At 44.1% G+C, this 20,255-nt stretch carries 14 protein-coding genes; 12 read left to right on the top strand and 2 right to left on the bottom strand.

What is annotated here, in order from left to right:
- The first annotated feature begins 21 nt into the window (after positions 1-21).
- From CJF29_RS03670 to CJF29_RS03710, 9 genes are all read left to right on the top strand, one after another.
- On the top strand, positions 22-621 hold the full coding sequence (locus CJF29_RS03670; protein WP_099146755.1) for an RNA polymerase sigma-70 factor: 600 nt from the start codon (positions 22-24) through the stop codon (positions 619-621).
- 36 nt (positions 622-657) lie between these two features.
- On the top strand, positions 658-1,677 hold the full coding sequence (locus tag CJF29_RS03675) for a FecR family protein (protein WP_004326406.1): 1,020 nt from the start codon (positions 658-660) through the stop codon (positions 1,675-1,677).
- 255 nt (positions 1,678-1,932) lie between these two features.
- A complete protein-coding gene (locus tag CJF29_RS03680) occupies positions 1,933-5,418 on the top strand; it encodes a TonB-dependent receptor (protein WP_099146756.1) in 3,486 nt (1,161 codons plus the stop codon).
- Positions 5,419-5,435: 17 nt separating this feature from the next.
- Complete coding sequence (locus tag CJF29_RS03685; RefSeq protein WP_099146757.1) at positions 5,436-7,232, top strand: RagB/SusD family nutrient uptake outer membrane protein; 1,797 nt, start codon at positions 5,436-5,438, stop codon at positions 7,230-7,232.
- Between the two features lie 17 nt (positions 7,233-7,249).
- Positions 7,250-8,167: an endonuclease/exonuclease/phosphatase family protein gene (locus tag CJF29_RS03690; RefSeq protein WP_074557490.1), complete on the top strand. Its 918-nt coding sequence runs from the start codon at positions 7,250-7,252 to the stop codon at positions 8,165-8,167.
- Positions 8,168-8,198: 31 nt separating this feature from the next.
- The gene (locus tag CJF29_RS03695) at positions 8,199-10,052 is read left to right on the top strand and encodes a PQQ-binding-like beta-propeller repeat protein (RefSeq protein WP_099146758.1); all 1,854 of its coding nucleotides are present in this window, start codon (positions 8,199-8,201) and stop codon (positions 10,050-10,052) included.
- Positions 10,053-10,186: 134 nt separating this feature from the next.
- Positions 10,187-12,244 carry a glycosyl hydrolase family 95 catalytic domain-containing protein gene (locus CJF29_RS03700; RefSeq protein WP_004326401.1) on the top strand — a complete coding sequence of 686 codons (2,058 nt, stop codon included), beginning with the start codon at positions 10,187-10,189 and terminating at the stop codon, positions 12,242-12,244.
- 11 nt (positions 12,245-12,255) lie between these two features.
- Positions 12,256-13,680: a sialate O-acetylesterase gene (locus CJF29_RS03705; protein WP_004326400.1), complete on the top strand. Its 1,425-nt coding sequence runs from the start codon at positions 12,256-12,258 to the stop codon at positions 13,678-13,680.
- 374 nt (positions 13,681-14,054) lie between these two features.
- A complete protein-coding gene (locus tag CJF29_RS03710; protein WP_099146759.1) occupies positions 14,055-15,137 on the top strand; it encodes a linear amide C-N hydrolase in 1,083 nt (360 codons plus the stop codon).
- 211 nt (positions 15,138-15,348) lie between these two features.
- Here CJF29_RS03710 and CJF29_RS03715 read toward each other — a convergent pair whose 3' ends face one another.
- The gene (locus CJF29_RS03715) at positions 15,349-15,999 is read right to left on the bottom strand and encodes an HU family DNA-binding protein (RefSeq protein ID WP_099146760.1); all 651 of its coding nucleotides are present in this window, start codon (positions 15,997-15,999) and stop codon (positions 15,349-15,351) included.
- Between the two features lie 347 nt (positions 16,000-16,346).
- Here CJF29_RS03715 and CJF29_RS03720 point away from each other — a divergent pair, with 347 nt between their 5' ends.
- From CJF29_RS03720 to CJF29_RS03730, 3 genes are all read left to right on the top strand, one after another.
- Entirely contained in the window at positions 16,347-18,440 is a 2,094-nt protein-coding gene (locus CJF29_RS03720; RefSeq protein ID WP_074557483.1) for a BT4734/BF3469 family protein, read from the top strand.
- A gap of 225 nt (positions 18,441-18,665) precedes the next feature.
- Positions 18,666-19,211, top strand: a complete 546-nt coding sequence (locus CJF29_RS03725) for a methylated-DNA--[protein]-cysteine S-methyltransferase (protein WP_099146761.1) — start codon at positions 18,666-18,668, stop codon at positions 19,209-19,211.
- A complete protein-coding gene (locus CJF29_RS03730; protein ID WP_099146762.1) occupies positions 19,208-20,059 on the top strand; it encodes a methylated-DNA--[protein]-cysteine S-methyltransferase in 852 nt (283 codons plus the stop codon). The genes CJF29_RS03725 and CJF29_RS03730 overlap by 4 nt, the downstream gene beginning before the upstream one ends.
- Here CJF29_RS03730 and CJF29_RS03735 read toward each other — a convergent pair.
- A complete protein-coding gene (locus tag CJF29_RS03735) occupies positions 19,956-20,183 on the bottom strand; it encodes a DUF6463 family protein (RefSeq protein WP_141561023.1) in 228 nt (75 codons plus the stop codon). The genes CJF29_RS03730 and CJF29_RS03735 overlap by 104 nt on opposite strands.
- Positions 20,184-20,255: the final 72 nt, after the last annotated feature.

Below are 20,255 nucleotides of genomic sequence, written 5' to 3' on the forward strand. Positions count from 1 at the left end.
GCAGAGCAGAAAAAACAGAATATGATTCCAATTGATGAAAAACACATTATAAAAAAGTTAAAGGCCGGGGATAATGAAGCATATAAATATATATATGATTATCATTATGTTGCTCTCTGTAAACTTAGTTATTATCTATTGAAAGACAGAGTGCAGGCGGAAAGCATCGTGAACGATGTCATCTTTCATCTTTGGGAAGTCAGAGACAAATTGGAACTGGTCCCTCCTCTTCGCAGTTATCTGATAGTAGCTGTACGTAATAAATGTCTGAACTATTTAGCTCTCAAACAACAAGAGACAGAGATACGTTTTTCTGCTATGGAGCGGGCTGGTATCCAATTGCAAAATATTGTTTCTGACAATGTGCATCCTTTAGGCAACCTGCTAAAAGAAGAATTGGAATCCAAAATCCACGAATCCATCAACAAATTACCGCCTGTCTGCAAACAGGTATTCACCATGAGCCGCTTCCGGGAAATGAGTTACGAAGAAATTTCTTGTGAGCTTGGCATTTCTGTAAATACAGTTAAGTATCATATTAAGAGCGCATTAGTCATACTTAAAAAAGAACTAGGAACTTTTTTATGCATTATTTTTGCTTTTTATCCTACCCTGCTATAATAAAAAACTGTAGTATATATAAAGGCACTATCTTTTATGAATGAACAATTACCACATACGGATATGGTCAATGATTGGATTGTCGGTTATCTGACAAACAGTCTGACACCGGAAGAAATGCAGTCGTTACAGAATTGGCTGAATGTTTCGGAAGAAAACCGAGAATATTTTTCCGATATGCAAGAAGTTTGGATCGCTGCTTCTGATGAGGCAGATGAACAGCACTTCGACAAAGAACGGGCTTATCAATTATTTTTAGAACATACGGAAAGCCTTGTAAGACCATCGCTAAAACGAAAAGCATTCACTATCAGTCCATGGATTTATGTTGCTGCAATGGTTGTAATTGTCTTTTTCTGCGGAACGATTGCCTTTCAGAGTGGAAAGAGAGTGCTCCAAAATCAATTGACACAGATTACGGTGGAAGCTCCATACGGTTCAAAAACCAAATTATATCTTCCTGATGGAACGTTGGTTTGGCTTAATGCGGGTTCCAAAATGAGCTATGCACAAGATTTTGGAATTAATGAACGTTCATTGAACTTGTCGGGAGAAGCCTATTTTGAAGTAACCAGAAATGAGGAGATACCTTTTAAAGTACATACGGAAGAACTAGACGTCAAAGTATTGGGAACTAAATTTAATTTCCGGAATTATAAAGACGATCTGGAAGCTAAAGTCTGTCTGCTGGAAGGAAAAGTCGCTCTGAATACCCGGCAAAAAGAGACCATACTTCATCCGGACCAACAGGCGCTGTTAGATAAAAAAACAGGAAAACTATTTGTATCCGGCACCAAAGCCGCTTACAGTGCTGAATGGACAAACGACCGCCTTTATTTTGATGAAGTGCTGCTTTCAGATATCATTAAAGAACTGGAAAGAAGCTATGATGTGAAAATAACCGTTGCAGACGACACGTTAAATACGATTCGTTTTTATGGAAACTTCCGTAAAAGAGAGCAAAGTATTCAGGAGATTATGAATGTATTGTCATCTACGGACAAAATGACTTATACCATGAATGGAAAAAATATTGTGATCACACTTCCCAAATGAACAAATGTTAAACCTTTAAAACTTAAAAAAATATGAAAAGCCATTTAGAAAAAACATGATTCACCTCTCTTGATAGAAACATAAAAAGGTCAGGTTCCTTTTCCATCCCCTGACCTCTTACCCTTCTATCTTAAAAGCCACAGTGACTTTAATTGATGAAAGCTTAGGCAAATATAAATAAAATCCTAAACTTCTCATCCTATTTATCAATTATTTATCCATTGACTTATGAAAAATAAGAAGAAAGTCTTTTTCATGGTCCTGCTCTTGCTATGCTCTTATCTAAGCTCATTTGCGCAGCTTATCAACTTGCAGTTAAAGAACGTAACCGTAAAGCAGGCTATTGAAACAATACAGAAGCAAAACGGATATTCATTTGCATTTGCAGCAAGCGATCTGAATACCAAAAAGATTGTGACCGTGCTAGCCAAAGATTTACCTATTGAAAAGGTGGTAGAACAGGTCTTGGCAGGACAAGATGTTAGCTACACTATCCAAGGGAAAGATATTATCATCAAGAAGAAAGACAGTCAGTCTGTACAACAATCCTCCAAGAAATACACTATTAGCGGGATAGTGAAGGACATGTCGGGCGAACCGGTCATCGGAGCCAATATAAAAGAGAAAAATGGCACGGCGGGTACAATCTCCGGTATGGACGGTAAGTTTCAGTTGACTGTCAATGAAGGGAGTATAGTGCAAATATCCTACCTGGGGTTTCTGACACAAGAAGTGAGCGTGAAGAATAAAAACTATCTCACTGTTATGTTGAAAGATGATACACAGACGTTGGACGAAGTAGTAGTGGTCGGGTTCAGTACTCAAAAAAAGATAAACTTGACAGGTGCGGTAGAAAATGTATCATCAGATGTATTTGAAAATCGTCCGGTAGCTAATGTCACGCAGATGTTGCAAGGTGCTGTACCTAATCTGAATATTTCGTTAGTTGATGGTAAACCCAATCAATCGGCTTCGTATAATATCCGTGGTGTAACGTCTATCGGAGCGGGCGGTAGTGCGCTGGTATTGATCGACGGTGTAGAAGGTGATCCGGCCATGTTGAATCCGAACGATATAGAAAGCGTGTCCGTATTAAAAGATGCGGCTTCGGCAGCCATCTATGGTTCACGTGCTCCGTATGGGGTTGTCCTGATTACAACAAAAGATCCGTCAAAGCAAAAAGATAAGTTTACAGTCAATTATACGGGGAACTTCTCCTATGAGACTCCGTATGCTGTGCCGGATGTTGTTGATGACGGTTATGTCTGGGCTTATCTGTTTCGCGAGGCGGAATACAATTACCGCGGGATAGAGCCTACCAGCATTAATAAATCACAACCTTTCTCAAAAGAATGGTTGGAGACTTTCCGGCAGCGGAAGTTGGCAGGAAATACATTACAGGCAGCGGTTGGTCCCGATGGAAAGTATACATACTATGGAAATGAAGATTACTATGACGCGCTTTATAAGGATCATACGTTTGCACAGTCGCATAATGTATCCATTAGCGGTTCGAACGGAAAAATCAGTTACTACACTTCCGCACGTTTATACGATTACGACGGTCTGTTCAATTATAACTCGGATACCTACCGCACTATGAATATGCGTACCAAAATCAGTGCACAGGTGTTCGACTGGCTGAAAATTTCTAATAATATAGACTATACTCATGATAAATATACGCAGCCATTGGGTTATGTAGAGCAGAATGAAGGTCTGGTTTGGAAAGCGATCAATATGGAAGGCCATCCGTCCGAGCCAATCTTCAATCCGGACGGTACCTTGACACACTCCGGTGCACGTTCCGTCGGTGGACTGGTAACGGGTAACAACTGGATAAAGCGTACAACGAAAACGCTGAAAAATACGACTGCCCTGAATATAACCATGCTGGACAACAAATTACGTTTTACCGGAGACTTCTCTTTCCGTACGAAAGATTTTATAGAAGACAAGAAAACGACCGCCGTTCCATATAGCGATTACGAAGGGGTGATTAAATATCTCGGAGTACCGGAAACGGATGATAAGATGTTGGAGAAAGTGCAACAGACCACCTATATATCCACCAATATATATGCCGAATATGAGAACACCTTTGCCGGAAAACATTATTTGAAAGCTCTGGCGGGATATAACTATGAACAGCAGGACTATAAGGCAATCTCTTCGGAGCGGAATGGCTTGTTGATGCCTGATGTGGAAAATATCAACTTTGCTATGGGAGATAATATGTCTATTAAGAGTGATGGTAACCGGTGGCGGTATGCCGGGGCATTCTTCCGGTTGAATTACTCTTATGACAACCGTTATCTATTTGAGGTGAACGGGCGTTATGACGGTTCTTCGAAGTTCCCCAACAATTCGCAATGGGGATTTTTCCCTTCAGCTTCGGCAGCATGGCGCTTCTCGGAAGAGAAGTTCTGGAAGGTGAATCCGGCTATTATCTCACACGGAAAACTGCGTGTCTCTTATGGAACATTAGGTAATAGTAACGTGAGACCGTATTCTTATCTGGAGAAGTTCGCATTGAAGACCTATTCTACTACCGGTTCTTCAAGCGAAGGACGTTACCTGGATGGTAAGGCACAGTTACGCTACACGCTCAACCCCGACCAGATTCCGGATAATATCGGTTGGGAAACTTCACGAACCATAGATGGGGGTATCGACTTGGGATTCTGGAATAACAAGATTACGCTGTCCGCCGATTATTATGTACGTAAGACCGTTAATATGTATACAGTAGGTCCGACGCTTCCCGATACATTCGGAGCATCATCACCCAAAGGAAACTATGCCGACATGAGTACCTATGGTTACGAGATTTCCTTGGGATATAACGACTCGTTCCGTTTGGCAGGCAAACCGTTCAGTTTCGGCATTAAAGCGACCCTTGCCGATTATCATTCGGTGATAGACAAATATAATAATCCGAAACGTGACTTGGATGATTATTATGTAGGTCAGCGTATCGGTGAAATTTGGGGATTTGTTTGTAACGGACTGTTCCAGTCACAAGACGAAATTGATGCGGCTTTTGACGGGAAAGGTTACAAAAACAACCTGATGCAGACATCTGTCAATTACATCACTTATCCCGGTGATATGCGTTTCGAAGACTTGAACAATACAGGTACTATTGATAACGGAGCCAACACGGTAGACTCACCGGGCGACCGGAAAATCATTGGAAATTCTGAACCGCGCTACATCTATACCCTCTCATTTAGTGCCGACTGGAATAACTTCTTTCTGTCAGCCATGTTCGACGGTGTGGGAAAACAAGACTGGTATCCTAGTGGCGAGAGTTCTTTCTGGGGACAGTACAACCGTCCTTACAACCAAGTCCCGGTGTGCCACTTGAATAACTACTGGACCAAAGACCGTCCCGATGCCTATCTGCCGCGTTATTCGGGTTATTACAATCCCTTATATAAAGGAACGGCCAATACACGCTACCTGCAGGATGTATCTTACTTCCGGCTCAAGAACTTGCAGTTTGGTTACAATCTGCCAAAGAAATGGATAGCAAAAGCCGGTTTCTCTAAAGTATCCGTCTATTTCTCGGGCGAGAACTTATGGTCGTGGTCTCCACTCTACCGTCACACGAAAGATTACGATGTGACAGTGATAACGAAAGGTTCGGATAATGACCTGACTTCCGGCAACAAAGGAGACGGCTTCAACTATCCGACGATGCGGAATCTAAGTTTAGGAATCTCTATTACTTACTAAATAGAAACAAAGAAGATATGAAAAGATTAAGTACTATACGTAATATCCTGCTTCTGTGTGCAACGGTGCTGCTAGGTGGTTGCGATTTGACGGAGACGATGCAGGTAGAGGCTGACAAATCTATGGTTTTCGGCAGCGAGTCCGGATTGCGCCTTTATGCCTATTCCTTCTATCGGGCATTGCCTACACTTTCTACAGGCTATCAGCAGGATGAGATGTGTGATATTGCCGCTGTCCGGCAGACGAATGTGTTTATTCAGCAAAACGCGTACAATTCGGAAACAGCTACCAGCTGGTCGTGGGGAACCTTACGGAACATCAACTATTTTATTGATGGTTGTCACTCGAAAGAGTGCACAGTGGATGCAGCTACCCGCGATAATTACTTGGGCATTGCCCGTTGGTTCCGCGCCTGGTTTTATTATGACAAGTTGACTCAATATGGCGAAGTTCCCTGGTTTGGCAATGAAATACAGTCCTACCAGTACGATGTCATGTATAAAGAGCGTGACAGCCGGGACGTTATCATCAAGAATATGATCGAAGATCTCGATTTTGCTTACGAACATATTCAGGCAACTTCTTCTGTCAATAGCTCCACACTCACCAAATGGGCCGCAGCCGCACTCAAATCCCGAGTGTGTCTGTTCGAAGCCGCCTATCGTCGTTATCACAAGCTGACAGGTTTGGAAATCACTCCGGAAGAACTTTACCGCCATGCTGCCAATGCAGCCAAATTGGTAATGGACAACAGCGGGCTTTCGCTGAATACGGCAACAGGAACCAAAGGGGCCTACCGTGATTTGTTCTATCTGGAAGCACCCATTACCTCTGAAGTAATTCTGGCGGTATGTGCCAATAGCGCATCAGGTATCTACGGGACTCAAAATTACTGGTATAACTCGCTTTCGTACGGTAAAGGCTGGAGTCTGGTTCGTCCGTTTGTCAATACTTACCTGAAATTGGACGGCACTCCGTTCACTTCCGAAACAGGTTACGAAACCAAAAACTTTGTGGAAGAGATGAAGAGCCGTGACCTGCGTTTGGCACAGACCATCCGCGGACTGGATTTCAAACGTGACGGAAAAGCCGTAGTAGCCGATATGACAGTTTGCCTGACCGGTTATCATGTGATTAAGTATTCTCTTGATGACACGAAATATGATAACAATGAAAAGAACAACAACAGTATCCCCCTGTTGCGTTACGCTGAAGTGCTGCTTAACTATGCCGAAGCACAAGCCGAACTGGGTGGACTTACTGATGCTGAATGGAACACTACCATCGGCGCCCAGCGTCGACGTGCTGGAATCACAGGCGGAACGGAAAAACTCCCTACAACTGTTGATTCGTATTTGCAGCAGGTCTTTTATCCGAATATCACTAATCCGGTTTTACTGGAAATCCGTCGGGAACGTGCCATTGAGTTGGTGGCTGAAGGAACGAGATTCAATGATTTGCGTCGTTGGAAATGTGGTGAACTGATAGAGGAACTACCGTGGACAGGCATGCACATCAGCGCATTGAATGTGGATATTGACCTGAATGGTGACGGAACTCCTGATTGCTACTTTACCGATAACGGTACGCAATCATCCAATAAAGACTGCAAAACGGTGAACGTAAAGAATGAAACAGGACTTTATGCCACAGTAAATGCCGCAGGCGGATACGATTTGAGATATAACCCCGGTACGGGAAACCGCATCTGGTACGATGACGACCGCCAATATCTTTATCCTGTTCCTGCACAGGTGATCCGCGACTATGAGAGTGCCGGATATAAACTATCACAGAACCCCAATTGGAATTAAAATATAAAAGATTTAGTATGATGAAATTTAACCAGATATTGCCTGTTATTGCTATCTATGTTGTAGCATTAGGCGGATGCAGTAATACTACTCCTGATTATTCAGAATTTTATAAGGACCCGGAAACAGTAAAAGAGGAAGACCCGTCACTGAATGATAACCAAATTAAAGTCATGTCGTTCAATATCCGTTATTATAACACCAATGATACGGGAGATAAATCCTGGGAGACCCGTACGACAGCCTTTATTCCGATGATTGAAGATCAGAAACCGACGGTGATCGGTATACAGGAAGCCCGGCCTCCACAGTTGAAGTGGTTGGAAGAGAACTGGAAAGATTATGGATATATCGGCAAGGGACGCCGTGCCAACAATGCCAACAATGATGAGTTTGTTCCTATCTTTTATCGGAAAAAGGCTGTTGAGCTTGTCAAGTGGGATTGTTTCTGGCTTTCCGAAACTCCGGATGTTCCGGGTTCCCAAGGTTGGGACAATACTGTTCCTCGTGTGGCAACGTGGGCAATTTTCAAGCACATTGCTTCCGGCAAGAAATTCTTTTTCGTCAATACTCACATCGATGTAGGCTCTACCATCGCTCCGGGCAAGTCGATGGAAGTGATTGTGAATAAAATGTCCGAACTCAATCCGGAAGGATTGCCGATGTTGCTGACTGCTGACTTTAACAAACAGATCGACAGCGATATCTTTGACGGGGTTAAAACATTCATGACTAATGTGCGTCTATCAGCTCCGGTCACAGACACGAAAAACTCATATACAGGCTTTGGTACTGCCAATCCTTATATAGTAGATCATATCTTTTGTACAGGCTTTAAAGCTTTGAAGTTCGAGACGATCGATAAGGTATATCAGAATATCACTTATATCTCCGATCATTATCCCATCGTCGGTAAATTGGAATACGTGAAGTAATGAAACGATCATCTAAAATTACAGAAACGCAATGAAAAGAATCATATATTTATTAGTGGCTGCTATCGGTCTGCTGGTAGGATGTACGCCTGAAGAAGAGACATGGGTGCAGGCAGGATTTACTACAGATAAAGAATCCTATGAGATTGGTGACTTGATTACCCTGACAAACACGTCGACGGTGGAGAATGCCCGGATTGCAGTCTGCAAATGGGAATTTATGGGTAAGGTGTCCTATGAACTGACTGCTCCCGAGCCTTTTAGTGTGGAAGAGGGCGGAGAATATCTTTTTCGTCTGACTGTCACTTCGGATCGCGGTGCTATGAAGTCGGTATTTGAAAAGACCATTAAAATTATCGATGACGGTATTCGTCCTACGGCAGACTTCAGTTGGTTGCCCGAACGAATTGTAGCGGGAGAAGAAGTTGCTTTTACGGATCAATCGAAAGCGGCGGAAGGGTGTGAGATTGTCAAAAGAGAATGGACGTTCGGCGCTATCCTCTCTACAGAGGAGAATCCGAAAATTACTTTCGGTTCGCATGGAAAAATAAACGTATCGCTGACTGTGACGGATAATAAAAAAAGGAAAGATACGAAGACTGTCACAATGGATATAGCCAAGGGGGCCGGTAGTCTTGGCGTGTTATGGTCTCATTCCTACGATGAGCAGGGAGTGGTGTACGGCACTTCTCCGGCAACAAGTGCAGATGGTGAGTATGTTTATGTTTCTTCCAGTAATTATAACCTGGTTTGTTTCACGAAACTCGGTGAACGGACTTGGGGATTTGATTGCGGACAGAACAATGAACCGAATCGAGGTTCTGACTATCAGCATCCGACTCCTACGGTGGATTCCGACGGAACGGTTTATGTAGCTGTCGGAGATAATTCTTCCAAAGCGGATGCAACTAAGTCTGCCAGTATTTATGCCGTTAAAGGTGGTGCGGACGGCGGCACACAGAAGTGGTTTACTTCGATTGGCGCAAAATCGAGTATGCGTCCTTTCGGTGCTCCGGTTGTCACGGATCAGTATGTGATGATTCTGACGAATTCGGCTCCAAGTACGGATGGTATGCATTTCCGTATTTACGATAAAGCGTCCGGTGTTCTGAAGTATGCGGAGAAAACATCTTCCGGGAGTTATGGCGGTTGCGTAGGATTGAAAGATGGCAGGGCACTTGTCAACACGGGACAGAGCGGAGGACGGTCGTATGGTACACACATCTTCTTTCCGAATGGCAATGGCTGGAGCAAGTCGACCAATGAGCAAAACTATGCTCCGAATGATCAGCCGAATGGCAGTCAGATCGCTGTCGGTGCAGACGGGAGAGCATATATTCTTTGTCATAATTTGGGTGCCCGGATTTCGACCAATGAGACGAAAGCATTGGTTTATTGCTATGATACCAAGAAGACGACCGCAGGTAATGTTTCTACTCCTGAATGGTACACTGCTGTCAAAGGGGAAAATAAACAAACCGGTTATGGCTTGGTGGTTGATGGAAATGGGGTTGTGTATGTGGCTACTGACAAATACATTACTGCTATTTCTTCCGCTGGTTCCGTTTTGTGGTCAACAGAAGTGGCTGGTACTGCTTATGGTGTTCCTGCTATAGATAATGAAGGGTATATCTACTATAATGATACGGAAAAAGGTTCTTTGGTGAAGCTTGAACCGGCCACAGGAAAGGCAATCGCTTCGCTCCAGCTTGGAACCGAACTGAAATCATCTCCTACCATATCTGCTGATGGCACAATCTATGTGACCGGTATGCTGGAAGGAAAACCGACTCTGTTTGCTGTTGAAGGAGCGGCGACAGGTTATGCAGCCAATGCCTGGTCGCAGATGGACGGTAATCCGGGTAAGAACGGATATATGTATTAGTTTTTTTATCCATACAGACTTTTAGTTAGCATGTTTCTTTTCTCGTCGGAACGGGCTTTGCCTTGCTCCGATGAGAAAAGACTGGCTGTACGTTTATAAAAAGCTTGCAAAAAACTTATAAAAAAGTAGATCAAATGAGAAAGAGAAACTTATTAGTATTCCTGTTGTTGACGGGGGTGTGGCCTGTCACTGGTTTGTCGGCGCAGGATGCCTGGAAAATAACTGCCGGACAGATTGAGCCTCCGTCTTATTATGGAATAACAGTAGCCAATGGTATGCTGGGATTAGTCTCTTCTCCCGAACCTTTGAAGATATCCCGCGTCGTGTTGGGAGGACTCTATGATATCTATGGTAAGGGGAGGGTAAACAATTTCTTGCATGGCATCAATATGCTCGATACGGAATTGCAGATAAACGGTTCTACGGTGACAGCTTCCCGGATATCCGGTTATAAACAGACTTTGGATATGCGTCAGGGAGTGTTTTGCGGAGAGTTTGATTATCAATCGCTTGCCCGTGTTGAGTATCAATATACGTCATTACGTCATTTGCCTTATTCGTGTTTGCTGCGGGTGCGGATTATTCCGAAAGAAGACATAGAAGTAGCTGTGGCGAATATACTGACGGTGCATGAATCGTTACGTAATCCGCAGGAGTCTTTCAACCGGATATTCAATGGAAAGACAGCGATTGATTTCTGTACGTCGATGGCCAAATCTCCGACCCGGGAACTTGAAATCGGGGCTTGTTCATCGTTTGTTTTCGATGATTCTTTTCCCCGTCCGGAAGTCTGCCACCGGAGTGCACGCGGAGTCGGAGTACATACACAAGAGTTTACGGTTCGTTTGCAGGCAGGTCAGCCTTACACTTTTTCGATTATCGGGACGACACTTTCCTCCGCCACTCATGTCGATGTCAAGAATGAAGTGGAACGGTTGACGGCATTTGCGGCTGTAGAAGGTGTGGAACGATTATGGAGCAAGCATATAGCTGCGTGGGATAAGCTTTGGGAAAGTGATATTGTGATTGAGGGCGATCTTCAGTCGCAACAAGACATTCACAGTATGCTTTATCACATGTATGCCTTTGTGCGGGAAGGTTCGGGATTGTCCTGTTCCCCGATGGGATTTTCGGGTTTCGGTTACAACGGCCATGTATTCTGGGATGCTGATACGTGGATTTTTCCGGCTTTATTATTGCTGCATCCCGAATTGGCGGAGTCAATGATAGAGTATCGTTATCAGCGTTTGGACGCAGCCAGGCATAATGCCTTCATGCACGGCTATAAAGGAGCTATGTACCCGTGGGAAAGTAGTGAGATGGGAAACGAGGATAACACAGTAACCAACATGTACGGCCCTTTCGAAAATCATATTACGGGAGATGTAGCTATGGCAGCCTGGCAATATTATGCTGTGACGCAGGATGTAGAATGGCTTCGTCAAAAAGGATTTTCTATTCTTAGTGCCGCTGCCGAATACTGGGTAAGCCGTTCGGAATCGAATGAAGCGGGAGAGTATGAAATCAGGAATGTTATTGGAGCGGATGAATGGAACCAAAACCGTCAAGGAGGAAAGAATGTGAATAATAATGCTTATACAAACGGTGTCGCGAAATCTACTTTGGAAGCTGCCTGTAAAGCAGCCAAACTGTTGAATGTAAAGTCAGACCCTATGTGGACAACTGTGGCGGAGAAACTTCGTTTCCGGAAACTTGCCAATGGAGTAACGGCAGAGCATGATACGTATGACGGGGCTATAACCAAACAGGCTGATGTCTGCCTGTTAGCTTTCCCGTTAAAGCTTATTACGGATAAAGAGCAGATCCGGAAGGATTTGGAATATTATCTACAGACTGTTCCGAGAAAAAAGACACCTGCCATGTCGAAGTCCATTTACTCTATTTTGTTTACCCGTTTGGGAGACCGTGAACGTGCATGGCACTACTTTAGAGATTCCTATCTTCCCAATCTGAATCCGCCATTCCGGGTAATTGCCGAGTTTGACGGTGGTACGAACCCTTATTTCCTGACAGGGGCAGGTGGTGTATTGCAGTCCGTACTGATGGGATTCGGTGGATTGGATATTACGGATAAAGGTATTGTAGCCGGAAAAGGAGCAATCCCTGATACATGGAAATCTCTGACCCTGAAAGGAATAGGGAAAGAGAAAAAGAATTATATCATTAAATAAATTGGCAGGATATGAGATTTCTTGTTTTTCTTTTGGCTATATGTAGCGTAGTAAGTGCACCTGCCAAGGTGGTACTTTCTTCGCTCTTCACAGACAACATGGTTTTGCAACAACAAACCGATGTGCAGATATGGGGAATGGCGTCCCCTAAGAAAACGGTTTCTATCCGTCCTTCCTGGGATCAGAAGCTTTATACGGTTCGGGCGGATGATGCGGGAATGTGGCGTACAAGCTTGAGAACACCCGTTGCGGGAGGACCTTACTCGATCAGCCTAAGTGACGGTGAAGAATTGATGCTTCGTGATGTCCTGATTGGCGAAGTGTGGTTATGTGCCGGCCAGTCGAATATGGAAATGCCTTTGATGGGAAAAGCCAATCAGCCTATTGCTGATGCTGTGGATATGATTGTCCGCGCCAAACCTTCACGACCGATACGGATTTGTACAATTGGACAGGCGGGAGCGCGGAAACCACAAAAAGATTGCCGGGCGCAATGGTTGAAGAATACTCCGGAGGTGGTATCTGAAGCGAGTGCAACTGCTTATTTTTTTGCTGACTATCTCCAAAAAGTACTTGATGTGCCGGTTGGCATTATTGTCTCTTCGTGGGGAGGAACCGCCATTCAGGCTTGGATGAGCCGTGAAGTGTTAGCTCCGTTTAAGGCGTTCGACCTTCGTTTTCTTGACGACACAACGTCCATTGAACGACCGAAGTACAAGCCTTGTATGCTATACAATGCAATGATTGCTCCTGTCGAGCAATATACCATCAAAGGCTTTCTTTGGTATCAGGGCGAGTCCAATCGTAAGGACCCGGATTTATATCGCAGGTTACAGCCGGCTTTTGTCAAGATGTTGCGTGAAGCGTGGGGGCAAGGCGAATTGCCGTTTTATTATGTTCAGATAGCTCCTTTTGCGTATGAGGGAGCGGAACTGGTAGGAAGTGCTTTATTGCGTGAGGCACAATTGCTGAACTTGAAAGAGATTCCAAACAGTAATATGGTTGTAACAATGGATATCGGTGATCGTAATTGCATTCATCCGGCCCGTAAACGTAAAGTCGGCGAACGGTTGGCGTTGCTGGCCCTTTCCGGAAGTTATGGGTTGAAAGGTTTTGTTCCGGACACACCTGTCTATCAATCTATGGAGGTAGCCAATGGCAAAGCGTACTTGGCTTTTGATTGTGGCAGTGAAGGGCTTGCACCATTGGGAGCTACTATTTCCGGCGTGGAGGTGGCCGGGAGCGATCATGTGTTTTATCCTGCTACTGCACAGATTGAGAAATATACAGGACGTCTTGAAGTAAGTTGTGAGAAAGTTCCTGCTCCTGTGGCTGTCCGTTATTGTTTCCGGAATTATGAGCAAGGGACACTTTATAGTCGCTATGGCATTCCGGTGGCGTCCTTTAGAACTGATACTTGGGAAGTGAAAGAATGAACGATTAGATTTTAATAATTGCATATAAGTTGCGTCAGGTAATTCACATTGTGGGAGAAGGCTTGTGAATTAGCTAAAAAATACGATGGAAATGAATCTTATAGTGGAGTTTATAGGGCAATAAAGAAATTAGCAGGTCAATAGAAAGCTTCGCTATAAGTATGGAAGGTATCCAAACTCTCGTTTTGTTCAAAGAGTTCGGATACCTTTTTATTTAAGTTCGTTTATTTACTGCTTTTTTACTTGTTGCTCTTTGAATATATATTCTGCGCCATTGTGCTTTTACAATACAAATGTCGCATCTGCAAACTAAAATAACCCATATTTTGTTGTCTTTATACAGTATCGAGTTTTTAGCAATAAATATATAATGAATGATGAAGATGACAAAGAACTTATTGTTAGGGATTGCTGCCGTATGTGGCAGCACTTTTCAGGCTGTAGCTTGTACGGGAATTTCGCTGACATCTCGTGACGGCAGTTATGTGCAAGCCCGTACGATTGAATGGGCGCGCGGTGTATTGCAAAGCGAGTATGTGATTATTCCACGTGGCCGGCAGCTCACGTCGTTCACTCCTACAGGTGTCAATGGACTAACGTTTACGGCAAAATATGGAGTGGTCGGTCTGGCTGTTGTACAAAAAGAGTTTATTGCCGAAGGAATCAATGAGGCAGGACTTTCGGCCGGACTATTTTTCTTTCCTCATTATGGGGGGTATGAGACGTATGACGCTGCACAGAACCAGCGGACACTGGCAGACCTTCAAGTGACGGAGTGGTTGTTGTCGCAGTTTTCTACTATTGACGAGGTGAAAGCAGCCCTCTCTTCTGTACGTGTCGTAGGATTGGAAACGACAGCGGTAGTACACTGGCGTATCGGTGAACCGTCGGGACGTCAGGTTGTATTGGAAATTGTAGGTGGCGTGCCGCATTTTTATGAGAATAAAGTAGGTGTACTGACGAATGCCCCCGGCTTTGAATGGCAACTCATTAATTTGAACAACTACGTCAATCTTCATCCGGGTGACGCTTCCGTGCAAAAATTGAGCGGTATTACGTTGCAGCCGACTGGTAGCAATTCCGGTTTTCTCGGTATTCCGGGTGATGCCACGCCTCCTTCGCGGTTTGTGCGTGCGGCCTTTTACCAGGGGACAGCTCCGCAACGTGCCACAGGCTTTGATACCGTGCAGCAATGTTTCCACTTGCTTAATAATTTTGATATTCCCATCGGTATAGAATATTCGCAGGCTGGTGATATTCCGGATATTCCCAGTGCTACACAATGGACCTCGGCTATTGATCTGACGAACCGGAAGGTTTATTATAAAACGGCCTATAACAATTCGATACGTTGCATCGATTTGAAGGCTATTGATTTCTCGAAAGTAAAATATCAATCACAACCGTTGGATAAGATACAGGAGCAGCCGGTTGAAATGGTTAAAATTCCCCGGTAGAATATGGAAGGGTGTGGAGGTGATCCTATGTGATAGTTACTTGCATTGAAATGTTTTCAAATAAATGTTGGTGACGTTTTTACCCTCACACCCTCACCCTTTGCTCAATCCGTTTATTCATCGGGGTTATAGGTGTGAGGGTAAAGGTGAGGGTAGGTGAAGGTGACTTTTTACTCTCACCCTGTTTTGTCCTGATGCAGGTTAACTAGTTTTATTCTGTTTTGATGCTAACCTGTTCATTATTACCATAATATCCACTTTCAGGCACATAAATCGGCTGCATCGCTCCACCCATATTTTTCAATTTACCCTCATCGCGCAGACGCCGGATATGTCGCATGGCTGTGCTTCTTGCCATTCCACAAAGAGATTGGAAGTCATATCTCCGCATAAATGGGTGAGTCCGGAAGTACTTTGTCAGTTGCAGGTCAATTTCCTCGTTCGTTAGTTGGGTGAAATCCAGTCCCCCTTTGAGGCTTTTCACTTTAAGCACGCCAAATTCGTTTTTCAATGTTTGGTCGGCACGAAACTGGATAGCTTTCAGTTTCACTTTGGTCACTTTCCGTTTGGTACCTATCGTCACAGGTTCCGTGGTGGTCAGGCAAGGATGGAAATAGCCGATGCCGTCCAGATGTACTTGGCGTCCCTCCGCCAATTCTTGTCCCATGATGTGCGAAAGAGCGTCGAGCACGGCAGAGACATCTGTTTCTGTTAGTGAGCAACGTTCCTGAATACGCCGGCGCAGTACATCCGTCCCTGTGGAACCGTTGTATTTGATGCGCGGATGCAGGGTATTTTCATTTTCTCCCTGCTGTTTGTCTGAAGGCTTCGGGTCTTCATACCAATCGAATAATATTGCCATAGCTTTATATTTGTTTTAAATGAACTGTTCTTATTATGTATTCTCTTAAGTAGTAATACGTTAGCGCTTCATGTTTCTTCTGTTAAACTCTAATGCTTTGTAAGGGCTCACCCATGTGAACAAAGCTGTTTACGTCTGTGGACGTTTTTGTTTACAAATGATAGCCTGTTTGTTCACATGGGTGAGCCCTTGACAACTACTAAGCAAAGATACATAAATAATGAGGCAAATGCAAATGAAATACGGGTATTTATCAGATAGAATGCTTGCTTTCCGGAAGATAAAAGCGTACCTTTACAGGAATTAAATATGTAGATGTAATTGTAGAAAAAATAGACAAAAATAGGATGAAAATTACTTTAATCAGACAAGACAACGGGAGCGGAAAAGAGACTCTTAGCATTTGTGAGGCAGGCACATTATTCGACAAAATGAAAACGGAAACCAAAGCGGGGCATATCACGGCTTTGCGGGAAATTATACCGTTACTGGAAGGTACGTATGCCCGGTACGAACATATAGATAAGTTGCCATACATTTATTCTGCTGTGGAATATACCCGGACCAAAGAGGGTGAACGGAAGATGAAGCAGTATAACGGATTGGTACAGTTGGAAGTGAGCCGGCTGGCCGGTGGGTCGGAAGCGGAATTTGTGAAACGGCAAGCGGCGCTTCTGCCACAGACTTTTGCTGCTTTTTGTGGTTCCAGCGGTCGTAGTGTGAAGATATGGGTTCGTTTTGCCTTGCCGGACGATGGAGGGTTGCCATCTGAAGAGGCGGAGGCGGAACTGTTTCATGTTCATGCTTATCGGCTGGCTGTGAAATGTTATCAGCCGATGTTGCCTTTCGATATCGATTTGAAGGAACCTGTGTTGACACAGAAATGTCGTATGACGTTGGATGAGGCTCCTTATTATAATCCGGATGCAGTGCCGTTTTGTTTGGAACAGCCGCTTACGATGCCGGGAGAAGAGACTTTCCGCCAGCGGAAGCAGGAGGAGAAAAATCCGTTATTACGATTGCAACCGGGATATGAGTCGGCACAAACGTTCACGAAGATTTATGAAGCGGCATTGAACAGGGCACTTCAGGAAATGGAGAACTGGAAACGTGGGGACGACTTGCAGTCTTTGCTGGTCCGCCTTGCCGAGCATTGTTTCAAAGCGGGTATCCCCGAAGAGGAGGCGATACGGCAGACGATGATTCATTATTATCGCGAGGAGGAAGAACAGGTGATTCGTTCGATACTCCATAATCTTTACCAGGAATGTAAGGGATTCGGCAAGAAAAGCAGCATCAGCAAAGAGCAGGAGACGGCTTTTCTGTTGGAAGAGTTTATGAAACGCCGTTATGAATTCCGTTACAATACGGTGCTGGATGATTTGGAATATCGTCAGCGTGACTCTGTTCATTTTTGCTTTAAGCCGGTGGATAAACGGGTGCGCAACAGCATTGCAATCAATGCATTGAAAGAGGGAATTAGTGCGTGGGACCGTGATGTGGATCGTTTTCTGAATTCGGAATGTGTTCCTTTGTACAATCCTGTCGAAGAATATCTTTATGAGGCAGGGCGTTGGGATGGAAAGGATCGTATTCGTGCATTGGCCGGTTTGGTTCCTTGTGATAATCCGCATTGGCAGGAATTGTTTTACCGTTGGTTCCTTAGTATGGTGGCGCATTGGAGGGGAGTTGACCGGCAGCATGGTAATAGTACTTCGCCTTTGCTGGTCGGTTCGCAAGGGTATCGCAAGTCTACATTTTGTCGCATTATCCTGCCGCCGGAACTTCGTTTCGGCTATACGGACAGTATTGATTTTAAGAGTAAGCAGGAGGCGGAACGTTATCTGGGACGCTTTTTCCTGATTAATATTGATGAGTTCGATCAGATTAATGTCAGTCAGCAGGGATTCCTGAAGCATTTGTTGCAGAAGCCTGTTGCGAATTTGCGTAAGCCTTACGGTAATACGATTCGGGAAATGAGGCGTTATGCTTCTTTTATCGGAACCAGCAATCAGAAAGATTTGCTTACCGATCCCAGTGGTAGCCGCCGTTTCATTTGTATCGAGGTGACGGCTCCTATTCAAACGAACGTTACCATCAATTACAAACAGCTGTATGCTCAAGCAATGGAGGCGATTTATAAAGGGGAACGTTATTGGCTGAATGATGAAGATGAAAATATATTGAAACAGACCAACCGTGAGTTCGAACAGGCTAGTCCGTTGGAACAGTTGTTTCATTGTTATCTTAATCCGGTAGAGGAGGAAATGGAAGGCGAATGGCTGACTGCTATGCAGATTTTGAGCTATTTACAGACGAAAACACGGGATAAGTTGGCTATTAGTAAGGTGGGACAGTTTGGACGCGCACTTCAGAAACTGAATATTCCTTGTCGTAAATCTCGTAAGGGGACGCTTTATCATTTGGTAAAGGTGGAGTAGTTTATCCTCACACTTGTAACTCCGATGAATAAAGGATTTTATAAGAATCGCAATTTTCGGGTCGTTTATCAGATATATGTGTGGTAATTTTGTGGCACTGGAAACTAAAATGGATTTGAAAGTCAAAATATTATTGATTGCTTTTTCAGTTGTAAGTACAATAAATGTATTTTTGCAGGTGTGGAAAACAAAAGCAGTGCTATCAATCCCCGAAAATAAGTTAAGATGGAAGATAAAAGGAAAGAAATAGTTGGCAATGTCATTCGGATACAGCGTTATCATTCTCCTTGTGGCGATTTGATGCTTGGCTCGTTTGAGGATCGGCTTTGTCTTTGTGACTGGGCAGTTGAAAGTCATAGGGATATTGTAGACAGGAGGTTACGGAAAGTGCTGAAAGCCTGTTATGAAGAAAGTACATCCGAGGTTATACAGAAAGCGATTAAGCAGTTGGACGAATATTTCAATGGTGAACGGACTGCGTTTGAAGTGCCTTTGCTTTTTGTAGGTACGGATTTTCAGAAAAGTGTATGGTATAAGTTGCTGGATATTCCGTACGGCTCGACTGTATCGTATGGAGAATTGGCAAAACAGCTGGATATGCCGAAGGCTGTCCGTGCGGTTGCCGCTGCTAACGGCGCGAACGCTATTTCTATTTTTGCTCCGTGTCATCGTGTTATCGGCAGTAACCACACGCTTGTGGGGTATGGCGGTGGTCTTCCTGCTAAAAAACGGTTACTGGATTTGGAAATAAACGGCAAACCTCTGTTATGAATGAGCAAGAAACGCTTGATTATGCACGTATTGCACAGGCAATCGGGTATATAAGGGAGAATTTCAAAAGGCAACCGGGATTGGATGAGATTGCCCGGGAAGTGGCGTTGAGTACGGCACATTTCCAACGTATGTTTACGGAGTGGGCAGGGGTTAGTCCTAAGAAGTTCTTGCAATATACCAGTATTGAATATGCCAAGAAAATCTTGGATGAGACTCATGCGTCTTTGTTTGATACGGCACAGGAAACGGGACTTTCAGGTACAGGCAGATTGTATGATTTGTTTGTAAATATAGAAGGTATGACACCGGGTGAGTATAAAAACGGTGGTGAAAATCTTTCTATCAATTACAGTTTTGCCAAAAGTCCTTTTGGTGAACTATTTATTGCATCTACCAATAAAGGTATCTGTTGTCTGGAGTTTGCAGACGATCACGATGCGGCATTTCATTCCTTGTTGAAGAAGTTTCCTAATGCAACGTTTACTCCGGCTGTGGATGAGATGCAGCAAAATGCTTTATCCATCTTCACGCAGGATTGGAGGAAACTTAAAGATATAAAGCTGCATTTGAAAGGTACTGACTTTCAACTAAAGGTCTGGGAGACTTTACTGAAAATCCCTGTCGCCGGATTGACTACTTATGGAGATATAGCCGCAGGTATTAATAACCCGAAGGCTTGCCGGGCTGTAGGAACGGCTGTCGGTGAGAATCCCGTAGCTTTCCTTATTCCATGTCATCGTGTCATTCGTTCTTCCGGTGAGTTGGGTAATTACCACTGGGGAGAGATTCGAAAGACTGCGATGATTGGTTGGGAGGCTGCGAAAAGCGAGTGTTTGATAAAATAATAGTAAGTGCTTGCGGTAAGAAAAGCCAGAAACGGGATATCGGTTCGACTATGCAACCGATTTTTTTGTTGTAATATCTTTGGGTATGGGTTGCTTTATAAGTATCTTTCTCACTCTGATTCATTCAAGAGAGCAAGGTTGAAACTTGAATTATAATAATATACAGGTGCCAGGATTGACTCCATAGCACCTGTGC

It is taken from the genome of Bacteroides celer (assembly GCF_002632415.2).
Classification (GTDB): Bacteria; Bacteroidota; Bacteroidia; order Bacteroidales; family Bacteroidaceae; genus Bacteroides.

Excerpts from the sequence above, each read along its gene's own strand:
- CJF29_RS03700 (WP_004326401.1), top strand. The coding sequence starts at position 10,187 with ATGAGAAAGAGAAACTTATTAGTATTCCTGTTGTTGACGGGGGTGTGG.
- CJF29_RS03725 (WP_099146761.1), top strand. The coding sequence starts at position 18,666 with ATGGAAGATAAAAGGAAAGAAATAGTTGGCAATGTCATTCGGATACAG.
- CJF29_RS03720 (WP_074557483.1), top strand. The coding sequence starts at position 16,347 with ATGAAAATTACTTTAATCAGACAAGACAACGGGAGCGGAAAAGAGACT.
- CJF29_RS03715 (WP_099146760.1), bottom strand. The coding sequence starts at position 15,999 with ATGGCAATATTATTCGATTGGTATGAAGACCCGAAGCCTTCAGACAAA.
- CJF29_RS03690 (WP_074557490.1), top strand. The coding sequence starts at position 7,250 with ATGATGAAATTTAACCAGATATTGCCTGTTATTGCTATCTATGTTGTA.
- CJF29_RS03695 (WP_099146758.1), top strand. The coding sequence starts at position 8,199 with ATGAAAAGAATCATATATTTATTAGTGGCTGCTATCGGTCTGCTGGTA.
- CJF29_RS03675 (WP_004326406.1), top strand. The coding sequence starts at position 658 with ATGAATGAACAATTACCACATACGGATATGGTCAATGATTGGATTGTC.
- CJF29_RS03685 (WP_099146757.1), top strand. The coding sequence starts at position 5,436 with ATGAAAAGATTAAGTACTATACGTAATATCCTGCTTCTGTGTGCAACG.
- CJF29_RS03670 (WP_099146755.1), top strand. The coding sequence starts at position 22 with ATGATTCCAATTGATGAAAAACACATTATAAAAAAGTTAAAGGCCGGG.
- CJF29_RS03680 (WP_099146756.1), top strand. The coding sequence starts at position 1,933 with ATGGTCCTGCTCTTGCTATGCTCTTATCTAAGCTCATTTGCGCAGCTT.
- CJF29_RS03710 (WP_099146759.1), top strand. The coding sequence starts at position 14,055 with ATGATGAAGATGACAAAGAACTTATTGTTAGGGATTGCTGCCGTATGT.
- CJF29_RS03705 (WP_004326400.1), top strand. The coding sequence starts at position 12,256 with ATGAGATTTCTTGTTTTTCTTTTGGCTATATGTAGCGTAGTAAGTGCA.
- CJF29_RS03735 (WP_141561023.1), bottom strand. The coding sequence starts at position 20,183 with ATGAATCAGAGTGAGAAAGATACTTATAAAGCAACCCATACCCAAAGA.
- CJF29_RS03730 (WP_099146762.1), top strand. The coding sequence starts at position 19,208 with ATGAATGAGCAAGAAACGCTTGATTATGCACGTATTGCACAGGCAATC.